Below are 10,706 nucleotides of genomic sequence, written 5' to 3'. Positions count from 1 at the left end.
AGCTCTTACCAGCATTTTTTAAGCGTTATTTTTTCATAGCACACTTTACACTATCAAATTTTATAACTCCTGGTCATAATCCATTTTTTTACGGTGTTTAAACTTACGCTTTTTTGTGATACCCATATTATTTTTTAATCTCTCACTTTCTTTAGCTCCATAGTAAAGAGAATCAGTAATGGAATAAACTAAACCTTTTACTGCATAGCTTATAGACCGTTGATTTTTCTTTGTATAGTCTTCATATTTTATATTTAAGTTTTTACCTAAATTGAAGTCCTTTTTTTAATACTTTGAATGATCTATTATCTTTTGCTTTATATTATTAGAATTAATTTCTCTAGAATAATTCAATATTTTATCTTCTATGCCTCTAAAATCCTGATCTATATCTACATTAATCTCAAGTGCCACGCACTCCTTATAAATCTCTACATACTCTTTAAAATACTTATTAAGGTTTTTATCTTTTGAAAGCAGCTCTATTATTTCATTTGTTTTATACTCCACTTGTAAATCTGTGTTTTTACTTAATTCCTGTTTGCTTAAAAATGAAGTGACAACAATAGAAATAGGCTTTCTACATCCTGAATTTGCTATGTATCCTAAGATAGCATTAAGGGAGGCTTTGCTTAATGCATTTGTACACAGAGATTATAGAATACCAGGTAGTGTAATGCTTAAACATTATAAAGATAGAGTAATACTCACCAATCCAGGAAACTTTATAGGTGGAATAGCTCCTGATAACATTCTTCACCATCCACCGATTGCAAGAAATTCACATCTTGCAGATTTATTGGATAAATTAAAATTAGTAAATAGAAGTAATTTGGGCATACCGAGAATATATAAATCTTTGCTTATCGAAGGTAAGGAGCCTCCACAATACAGGGAAATAGGTGAATGTGTAGAATTAACACTAATAGCATCAACAATTATACCTACATTTAGAAATTTTATTAAAAACTTAAACGATCGAGGTATAACTATTGATGTAGATCATCTAATAATTTTAAATTATCTTCTGAGACATAGAGAAATAGATACTTATAACGCTTCCGTTATCTGTCAAAGAAGTATAGAACAAGTAAGAGAGAGTTTAAGTTACATGGAGAACAATTTAAAATTACTTCAATCTGGAGGAACTATTAAAAAGAAATATTATACTCTTACAAGAGAAGTGTATTCAATGATTGAAAAAGATACTGAATATGATAGAGATAGGAGATTAGATAGAGAATCTATTAAGATGAGGATATTATCAATATTAAAAGAAAGAAATTTAACTAATGCGGAGATACGCCAAATGACAGGAATGGAAAGACTTCAAGTTGTTAGATTTATAAAAGAATTAGAAGAACAAGGAGTAAAAATACAAAAAAAAGGAAGATTTTCATACTATTTTTTAGATAAAAATTAATGTTACAAATAGGTTTAAGTAACATTGACTTGATATAATTAATTAATCAATGTTACATTTCAATGTTACAAATTAAAATTAATACATTGAAATATATTTATTAAGAAGGTGATTTTTATGAAGAAACGTAGACAAAACGGTGAAGGCTCTATATATCAAAGAAAAGATGGCACGTGGGCAGCATCTTTTACCATATGAAAATTATATTGAAACATCTGCCATTGGAGATAGAAGACTTAAAGACTTAAAAGCAAGTCAAATACAAGAATTTATTAATTGCTTAGAAACTTCACCAAGTAACATAAAATATATAATCAGATTGATTAAATCTGCTCTAACTGAAGCACTCAATCAAGATTACATTATAAAGAATCCTTGCAATGCTGTTGTGCTTCCAAGAATAAAAAAGACAAATAAGAAAAAGTTTTTAACAGTAGAAGAGCAGACAGAGTTGATTAAATATCTTCTTGAACATATAAGAGAGGGACATAATTTCATGATTTACTTTGACCTTTGTACAGGATTAAGAGAAGGTGAGCTACTAGGCTTAGAATGGCACAAAATTAATTTTAAAAATAATACCATATACATCAATAAAACTTATAGCAAACAAGCCATATATGAGAATAATAAAGTTATAGGCTATAAAAGAATACTTGCGGAAACTAAAAATGACGAAGTTAGATATGTACCTATTTCTAAAAAAATAATTCCTTTATTAAAATCTATGCATAAAGAATTTTTAAAAGATAAAATTAAAAGTCCTGAAAAATACAAAAAAATGAGTCTAGTATTTCATAATGAGCATGGATATTTTTTAAATGATAAAGCTCCACTTAGAGCAGTTAAAAGAATTTATAAAAAATTAGGAATTTCAAGTGATCTGACCTTCCACAGCCTTAAGCACACGTATGCTACAAGAATTTATGAGCAAAGTGGTGATTTAAATGTAATACAAGCATTATTAGGTCATATAGACATAAACACCACAAGAAAAACTTATGTACATGTATCTGAGGCAAAGAAAAAAGAAGTTGCCGACTTACTGGATAACTTCTTAGATTGATTGCTTGTATTTTACTACAGTTTTTACTACAGTTTTTACTACAGTTATACTACAATTGTATTGCATTTTAATAACTCTTATTGAAACTGAAATTCCCTAAAACCTTGATTTTAAGCCATTCTTGAAGCTTAACACATTTTAATAAATATCATGGCGGAGAAAGAGGGATTTGAACCCTCGCGCCGGTTTCCCGACCTACACCCTTAGCAGGGGCGCCTCTTCGGCCACTTGAGTATTTCTCCATGTCCTACCATTTAAATATATTAGTGGCGGAAAGAAAGGGATTCGAACCCTTGGTACGGTCACCCGTACGCCGGTTTTCAAGACCGGTGCCTTAAACCAACTCGACCATCTTTCCACAATTGCCTCTTCTACTAACTAATGCATAGTTATACTTTTTCTTTCATTCACCTTAAATACTATAACATGAAGTTTTTTAACTGTCAATAGACTTTCCATTAAAAACGCGAAAAATTTCATATTATGAAATTTTATTTGGATTCAGATGGATAAAACACTTATCCATCTGAACCTTAAAAAATTTATAGAATTATTTTATTACTTCCTTTCCACCCATATATGATCTTAATACTTCAGGAATCAACACACTTCCATCCTCCTGTTGATAATTTTCTAGAATAGCTGCCACAGTTCTTCCTATAGCTACTCCAGAACCATTTAATGTATGTATGTATTTTGGTTTATCTTTTGGGGTTTCCTTATATTTAATGTTAACTCGTCTCGCTTGGAAATCTTCAAAATTACTGCAGCTTGATATTTCTACATACCTATTATAACTTGGCATCCAAACTTCTATATCATATTTAAGAGCAGCTGTAAATCCAAGATCACCCTTACATATCTTAACTACCCTATATGGAATTTTTAATCCTTTAAGTACATCTTCTGCATCATTAGTCAATTTTTCAAGTTCATCGTAAGATTGTTCAGGCTTTGTGAATTTAACAAGTTCAACTTTATTGAACTGATGCTGTCTTATAATTCCCCTAGTATCTCTCCCTGCTGAGCCTGCTTCTGCTCTAAAACAAGCACTGTATGCAACATATTTTATTGGAAGATCCTCGCCCTTCAGTACTTCATTTCTATAAAAATTAGTTACTGGTACTTCTGCAGTTGGAATTAAGAAAAAATCGTTATTTGCCACTCTAAAAGCATCCTCTTCAAACTTTGGGAGTTGTCCTGTACCAGTCATACTAGTTCTATTTACCATATAAGGCGGTAATATCTCTTCATATCCATGTTTTTCAGTATGAAAATCCAAATAATAAGATATAATAGCTCTTTCAAGCCTTGCTCCAAGCCCCCTATAAAAAGTAAACCTAGAGCCTGCTACTTTTCCTCCTCTTTCAAAGTCAAGTATATTAAGATTTATACCTATATCCCAATGAGCTTTAGGTTCAAATTCAAATTTAGTAGACTCCATCCATCGTCTAATCTCTACATTATCCTCATCAAGCTTTCCTTCTGGAACTGCTGGATTAGGAATATTAGGTATTCTAAGCATTATGTACTCTATTTTATCATTTATTTCTGATAACTGGATATCATATTGTTTTATGTTATCTGAAACTTGTTTCATTTCCATCACCAAAGCGTCTGTATTTCCGCCAGCTCTTTTTATTTTAGCTATTTCTCCAGAATCTTGATTCCTTTTATTTTTTAAGGCTTCAACTTCAACTAAAATTTTTCTTCTTTTTTCATCTAACGATACCACTTCATCAATAATTGATAGTTCAAAATCTTCTCCCCTATTTAAAAGTTGTTTTTTTATTTCTTCTGGATTATTCCGTATCCTTTTTAAATCTAACATATTTAATCCTCCTTAGTTTATGCATGATTTCTATCTTTTTATTCAAAACAAATGGAGCCTTATACCTCCTCAAGGACTAAAGACTCCGTGTTGACACTCTAATTAAACAATAATCAATTAATAATTATTTTTAAAAATTATAACGATATAATATAATTTATTAATATTTTAAAGACAAATTAACAATATTATTATATCAACTTACACCAAAACACTGACTCCCATAAATAATTATATAAAGCTAATAGTCTATTTATCGTTGATTTTATTTTTAGATTGCACAAAATTAGTTTAATGTAGATATATAACTACATATCCATCATTTATTATAACCAACATGTAGAAAATAATAAAGTAAAAACTAAAAATTTATTATTTTCTTTTATCAACACTTTTAGTACATATTATATTAACTCCAGTATTCAATATGTTCTTACAAACTATATCTCCCCTTTTTATAGGTGCTCCCACATGTATTCTACTTAAGACCTTTGAACATTCCACCCACAAGTTCTTGTTTAAAGGTCTTGAACTTTTTACTGGTACTACATTACAATTTGAACCTTTTATTCTGACAATGGTAGTAAATACGCCCCATTTGCTATAAATATTTGATTTAGTAAGATTATCCTTCTTATCGTATAAATAATTATTAACATTATACTCTTTATTACACTCACTACAAATTACTTCTTTAACCAACTTATATTTCCTCCTGATTACATTTCGTCAAATTCTTTTATTCTACCTAATATGATATTAGACTCTTTAGAATCCTTCAATATATCTGTCATATCCTTATTTATCTCTCTAGATAGAATTGACGCAACTTTACAAAGGCATTGAGATCCTTTACAATTTCCAAAAGTGGCACTTGTTCTTCGTCTTATTCCTTCTATAGTACGAGCACCAAGAGGTCTTCTTATAGAATCTATAATTTCGCCTTCTGTAATCTTTTTACAATAGCATATCATTTTTCCATATTTTTTATTTAAATTTATTATATCTTGTCTTTCTATATTTGAAAGATCTCTAAATTTATAAACTTCTCTTCTTTTATCTATAAAATCTTTTTTTAAAACACAATTTAGATTACTAACTATAGTTTCACACACTATATTTGCAATGGCTGGAGTCATGGTGACCTGGCCATAGTGCTTCCCAAATATCTTAATATACCCTTTATCAATTAAACTATCATCTATAATTAAGAAATCATCATAAAATACAGATTCATAAAAAGGTATAATACTTTTTTCTGATATGTTTTTTATAAAATATTTAATTCTCTTTAGTCCCTCTGAATTGCTCATTTTTTTATTACTTTTTAAAACTATTAATATACCATTTTCTTTAGTTGGAATAGTATATATTTTATCATCATTTTCTCCAATAACAGATATAATATTTTTATACGCCTTAGATGAGTTTTCTTCTAAAAGAAAATATTTTAGATATTTCCTCTTTTTTCCAAACTTATTTTCTCTATCTATGCTATAACTTTCTCTTGGAGTGGTATTAACAACCATATTACAGGTAAACTTATTCTTATTTGTTATTACTCTAAATCCTTTAGATATATTTTTTATATCTAAAACCTCTTCTCCTAATTTAAAATTCACACCATTATCAAAAGCAATCTCACCATATGAAATTGCTAAATCATATGGTGAAATAACTGCTGTATTTTTAGAATATATAGCCTTTCTTATAGTTTTATTCAAACTTGGTTCCAAATTATATATATCCTTAGAATTATTCAGTAAATATATATTTTCTATGCCTCTATTTAATGCTGTATCATACATTTTAATTAACTTTTCTTCCCTCTTTTTACTATCTGCCAATAATAAATAACCTTTTTTCTTAAAAAATATATTAAATTTAGAGGCAAGTTCTGGCATAATTCTATTTCCCATAAGTTCCAGTTTTGATAATAAAGTATCCTCACATTCTAACCCATCATAAACTATAGACGAATCTATTAAAGCTACATCATCTGCTATATCATAATCTTTCTCAATTAATGCTACATTTAAGTTGTATTTTGAAAGTTCATATGAAACTGAACATCCTACTATTCCGCCACCTAATATAAGTACATCATAATCCATATCAAATCTTCCCCTTAACAAAAACAAAATCATTTAATTTTACATTTTTATTTCTGTAATGAATCTATTATTTCACCAAGCTTTTTAATATTTTCTCCATACTTTGACCAATCTCCACTCTTCTGAGCTTCCAGTGCCTGTTCATATAAATCTTTTGCCTCTTTCAATTTTTCTGTATTAATATCAGAAGAAGGTGTTTCTATTTGAGTTCCATTAGAATTTCCCTGTTTATTATCCTGTGTATAAGTGAATATCTGCTGTAGTGCATCATCTATACTTTCAGCCAATACCATCTTATCACTATAAGATACTATAACTCTTTTCATTTCTGGTATGCCTTCTTTTCCACTAGCTCTTAAATACATTGGTTCTACATAGACAAGAGATTGATTTATAGGAACTATCATAGTGTCACCAAACTGAACTTCAGAACCATCTTTATTCCAAAGAGACAACTGGCTAGATATTGTAGTATCTTGATTTAGCTTTTGTTTAAACAAATAAGGACTATATACGGTTTTTTCCGCAGGAAATTTATAAATAACCATCTTACCGTAATTTTCTCCATCCATCCTAGCTCCAAATAAAGCTACCATATTATCTTTATCTCTCATATTAAAATACTGTAATAATATCATTTCCTCTTTCTGCTCATTTGGAAGCTTCATAACCATATATGAAGACTCCATTAAATATTTTTCTCCACTGACTTGTTTTTGATTTTTAGCCACTTCCCATAAATCTTCGCCACTATAAAATACCCCTGGATCTGTTACATGATATTTGCCAAGTACACTGCATTGAATATTAAATAAATCCTTGGGATATTTAAAATGTTGAACTATATCAGATGGCAACTTATTTACATCCTTAAACAAATCCGGAAATATTTTAGAGTAACTTTGTACTATAGGATCAGTTTTATCTATTATGTAGAAATTAACATTTCCATTTTCAGCATCTACAGTAATTTTAACAGAGTTTCTTATATAATTTAAATTATTTTGTGGTTGTGAGAAGGGATATCTATTTGAAACAGTATATCCATCTAATATCCAATAAAATTTGCCGCCACTCATAACTATATAGGGATCCGAATCATAATTTAAAAATGGTGCAATTTTGCTTACTCTATCTTTTATACTTCTATTTATTAATATTTTACTGTCCTTTAATATGTCACGAGATAAAAGAAAGTTTATATCTTTTTGATTTATTGCAAACAATATTTTATTGATAAAACCTAATTTTATTCCTGCACTACCATCATAATTATTAGTTGCATTTTCACTACCTTTTGGATAATCAAATTCCTTTAATTTAGTATCAACTATAGCATAATCATCAGTTTTTTCACCAAAATATATTCTTGGATTATTAAGTTTTATATCAGTAGAATTTTGTGGTGGCATATCTTTTATAACAAAATCAGGCTGTCCTTCAGAAGTTACGGAGTTAACTTTATTCATTACTATACCATAGCCATGTGTATATATAAGATGTCTATTTTGCCAGGTATTTGGATCTATAGCTTTAGTATTTATTTCTCTTGCACCCACAAATACCTGATTAAATTTTTCATTTATATTATATCTATCCACATCAATGTTATTAAATTTATAATAATACCTTATTATTTGAACCTGATTATAAAATTCTAAAGTAGGCTCAAAAGAATTTATTCTTATATTATTTATTGTATCCATGTTATTATCTATATCCTGTGAAGTTAAGTTATTTTTAACTTGAAAGGGATTAGCATCAATATTTTCAATATTGAATGCTTTGCGGGTGTAATCAATATTATATTTTATATAAGGTTGCTCTAACGTTTTTTGATTAGATTTTACAATAAAATTCTGAACTACAGCATAAGATAAGCTTTTAATTAAAATCAAAGATACTATTACAGTTATTGATACTATTATAGGTTTAACTCTACTTACAAGTATACTTACAAATATGGCTATTGCTGAAATTATAGAAGCTATTGCTATTATCTTGTAGAATAATAAACTCACATGAACATCTGTATAACCTGCACCAAAGGTTACACCTTTCTGGCTATATACAAGTTCAATACACTTTAAAATATACCCTACAGATACACAAAGCATTACAAGTGCAGCTAAAACTGCCAACTGTTTTCCTGCAAATCTGGTTATTCCACTATTTAAAATATCTATTTTACCAGAATTTTTTTTAAAACTTTTAAATACTACTTTATCTTTCACACTCAATATAAAATAAGTAGCTAAAGTTATTAATCCTAAAAAAATTATTAAACTTAAAATCATACTATGTAAGGATTGTATAAGTGGTAATTTAAATACATAAAAGGATACATCCAAATTTAAAATCGGATCCTTAATATTAAAGGGAACTGAATTATTAAATTGTAAAATTCTATACCAATAAGTGGCAGCAAATGCATAAGAAAATAAAAACGATACAACTATGTTTACAATAATAAATACTCTTTTTTCATTTTTAACTTTATTATTACTTACTTCAAAAGCCCTTCTATACTTTATAATACTTAACCTTAAACTTCTCCAGTAAAGCACTATACCTATATAAATTATTATAAATAAAGGTATCATGAGTTTACATATAGCTACAAGCTTTGTAAAATAAATTGTTAAATATCCAACCTCCTTATACCACTCTATATTAATTACAAAGTTTACAATTTTATTTAAAAATAAAATACATATAAATAAAATTATTATTAGACTACTCCACATTACTTTTCTTTTCACCAATATCACCTCTCTTATAAAAGCCATATAATTTAATCATACACTATATAATTTTTATTCTTTAATTCACCCTTTATATTCTCAAGTATATCATAATTTTCTGCCACTATAGTATGTAGATGAACTCCTCCCGTTAATATGAGCAAAGGCTCAGCCTTATGTTCTTTTACCTTATTCATAAAATTTTCTATATCATATAAGGTTTTTATCATAAGCATAGCTTTTATTTCTCCATAAATAGAATGTTCTACTATTACATCCTGAATCTTACCGCCAAATTTAACTATAGCTTTAAGTTCATCTTCTATTTCAGTAGTTTTATGAGAAACTGCTATTACCTGTTTTACTAAATTCTTTTCAGACTTTGGAATCAAATATCCTTCTGGAGTTGCTATTATGTCTTTACCTTCAGCTCTTAGAATAGCTATATCCTTAACTATTACCTGTCTAGTAACACCTAACTTTTCAGATAGAATATGACCTTTTTGAGGCATATCACTTTTTTCAAGAATTTCTTTGATATATACTCTTCTTTCTTTAGAATCCATTATAACCTCCTATACTCTAAAATATAAATAATAGTATTACTTATATTTTAACATTATATATTAGAAACTTAAATACTTTTCCATATATAAGCAATTTATTTGACTATATCAAGTAATTCTAAGGTTCAGGTGAAGTCTGCCTATAAGGAATGTTTTCTCCATCTGAACCTTAGAATCATTTATACAGGGGCATAGCAGTGCTTATCCCCCACTTTGAAGAAAATAAGATGTTAGCTAATTCTAGACTTCGGATAAAGTAATTTTTAAACTAAACTACTATCATTTGTGGCAGTAGATAGAAATTTTTAGATTTTTTATATAAAAATTAATTTATCATAACTTAATTTTTTCTATCGTAAAATCTAAGTATATTTAATTCTACATTATTATTTATTTCACAATTATGATGATGTTCCACTAAATAAAGCAATTTTTCATCACATTCTATTGATTCCAATAACTCTCTTCCAATTCTTCCATGATTATAATATACATTTATTTTTTTATTTTTAGAAAACCTTTTTATCTTTCCTTTAGATATACTGTTTAATAATACTATTACAGATTTATCTATCAAATTCAACCTTCTATATATTTTGCCTATATCATGGAGGAGTGCTGCTTTTAATAATAAATTCATATCAATTTTATTGTTTTTTTCACACAAAAACTTTATATCATATGCGACTTTTATAGAATGTTTTTGTTCTTGAACAGATAATTTATTAAATAATTCTAACTCTTTTATATTTAAAATATTTATTACAAAGTTAATATCATCTTTATTAACTTTAGAAGTAATAGCCCAATAAAACTGTTTTATCCTATAAAATATATTTTCTCATCTCCTTATTCACAAAAATTAAGATATAAAGAAAAGAACTACATAATATATGTAGTTCTTTTCTTGGTGGAGATAAAGAGATTCGAACTCTTGACCCCCTGCGTGCAAGGCAGGTGCT

Annotated in this window: 9 protein-coding genes and 2 tRNA genes; 2 read left to right on the top strand and 9 right to left on the bottom strand. The window is 28.0% G+C overall.

The genetic code is table 11. The annotated features are described in order from the left end of the window. Positions 1 to 285 precede the first annotated feature (285 nt). Complete coding sequence (locus V7Q02_RS15035) at positions 286 to 510, bottom strand: hypothetical protein (RefSeq protein WP_333861901.1); 225 nt, start codon at positions 508 to 510, stop codon at positions 286 to 288. 31 nt (positions 511 to 541) lie between these two features. Here V7Q02_RS15035 and V7Q02_RS15030 point away from each other — a divergent pair, with 31 nt between their 5' ends. Both V7Q02_RS15030 and V7Q02_RS15025 read left to right on the top strand, forming a co-directional pair. Then, positions 542 to 1,423 (top strand): ATP-binding protein, encoded by an 882-nt coding sequence (locus tag V7Q02_RS15030; RefSeq protein WP_333861900.1) that lies wholly within the window; start codon positions 542 to 544, stop codon positions 1,421 to 1,423. 166 nt (positions 1,424 to 1,589) lie between these two features. Continuing rightward, positions 1,590 to 2,489, top strand: a complete 900-nt coding sequence (locus tag V7Q02_RS15025) for a tyrosine-type recombinase/integrase (protein WP_333861899.1) — start codon at positions 1,590 to 1,592, stop codon at positions 2,487 to 2,489. Between the two features lie 151 nt (positions 2,490 to 2,640). Here the strand turns inward: V7Q02_RS15025 and V7Q02_RS15020 are convergent. The 8 genes from V7Q02_RS15020 to V7Q02_RS14985 all read right to left on the bottom strand — a co-directional run bounded on the left by V7Q02_RS15020 (position 2,641) and on the right by V7Q02_RS14985 (position 10,438). Further along, positions 2,641 to 2,731, bottom strand: a tRNA-Ser gene (locus tag V7Q02_RS15020). 25 nt (positions 2,732 to 2,756) lie between these two features. Beyond that, positions 2,757 to 2,847: transfer RNA gene (locus V7Q02_RS15015), tRNA-Ser, on the bottom strand. Positions 2,848 to 3,039: 192 nt separating this feature from the next. Then, on the bottom strand, positions 3,040 to 4,320 hold the full coding sequence (serS, locus tag V7Q02_RS15010; RefSeq protein ID WP_333861898.1) for a serine--tRNA ligase: 1,281 nt from the start codon (positions 4,318 to 4,320) through the stop codon (positions 3,040 to 3,042). Between the two features lie 372 nt (positions 4,321 to 4,692). Further along, positions 4,693 to 5,022, bottom strand: a complete 330-nt coding sequence (locus tag V7Q02_RS15005; protein WP_373844821.1) for a DUF1667 domain-containing protein — start codon at positions 5,020 to 5,022, stop codon at positions 4,693 to 4,695. 17 nt (positions 5,023 to 5,039) lie between these two features. After that, positions 5,040 to 6,434: an NAD(P)/FAD-dependent oxidoreductase gene (locus V7Q02_RS15000; protein ID WP_333861897.1), complete on the bottom strand. Its 1,395-nt coding sequence runs from the start codon at positions 6,432 to 6,434 to the stop codon at positions 5,040 to 5,042. Between the two features lie 47 nt (positions 6,435 to 6,481). Continuing rightward, positions 6,482 to 9,196, bottom strand: a complete 2,715-nt coding sequence (locus V7Q02_RS14995; RefSeq protein ID WP_333861896.1) for a UPF0182 family protein — start codon at positions 9,194 to 9,196, stop codon at positions 6,482 to 6,484. A gap of 32 nt (positions 9,197 to 9,228) precedes the next feature. Continuing rightward, positions 9,229 to 9,744: a transcription repressor NadR gene (locus V7Q02_RS14990; protein ID WP_333861895.1), complete on the bottom strand. Its 516-nt coding sequence runs from the start codon at positions 9,742 to 9,744 to the stop codon at positions 9,229 to 9,231. A gap of 340 nt (positions 9,745 to 10,084) precedes the next feature. Then, positions 10,085 to 10,438, bottom strand: coding sequence for an HD domain-containing protein (locus V7Q02_RS14985; RefSeq protein ID WP_442882176.1), 354 nt, complete (start codon positions 10,436 to 10,438; stop codon positions 10,085 to 10,087). Between the last annotated feature and the right edge of the window lie 268 nt (positions 10,439 to 10,706).

The organism is Clostridium sp. (genome assembly GCF_036781005.1).
GTDB lineage: Bacteria > Bacillota > Clostridia > Clostridiales > Clostridiaceae > Clostridium_B.
Note: the sequence above shows the minus strand (reverse complement) of the source record. Positions and strands in the feature narration are given on the sequence as shown.

What these genes read in the sequence shown, in the direction of transcription:
- V7Q02_RS15000 (WP_333861897.1), bottom strand. Translation starts at nt 6,434, where the DNA reads ATGGATTATGATGTACTTATATTAGGTGGCGGAATAGTAGGATGTTCA.
- serS (WP_333861898.1), bottom strand. Translation starts at nt 4,320, where the DNA reads ATGTTAGATTTAAAAAGGATACGGAATAATCCAGAAGAAATAAAAAAA.
- V7Q02_RS15025 (WP_333861899.1), top strand. Translation starts at nt 1,590, where the DNA reads ATGGCACGTGGGCAGCATCTTTTACCATATGAAAATTATATTGAAACA.
- V7Q02_RS14990 (WP_333861895.1), bottom strand. Translation starts at nt 9,744, where the DNA reads ATGGATTCTAAAGAAAGAAGAGTATATATCAAAGAAATTCTTGAAAAA.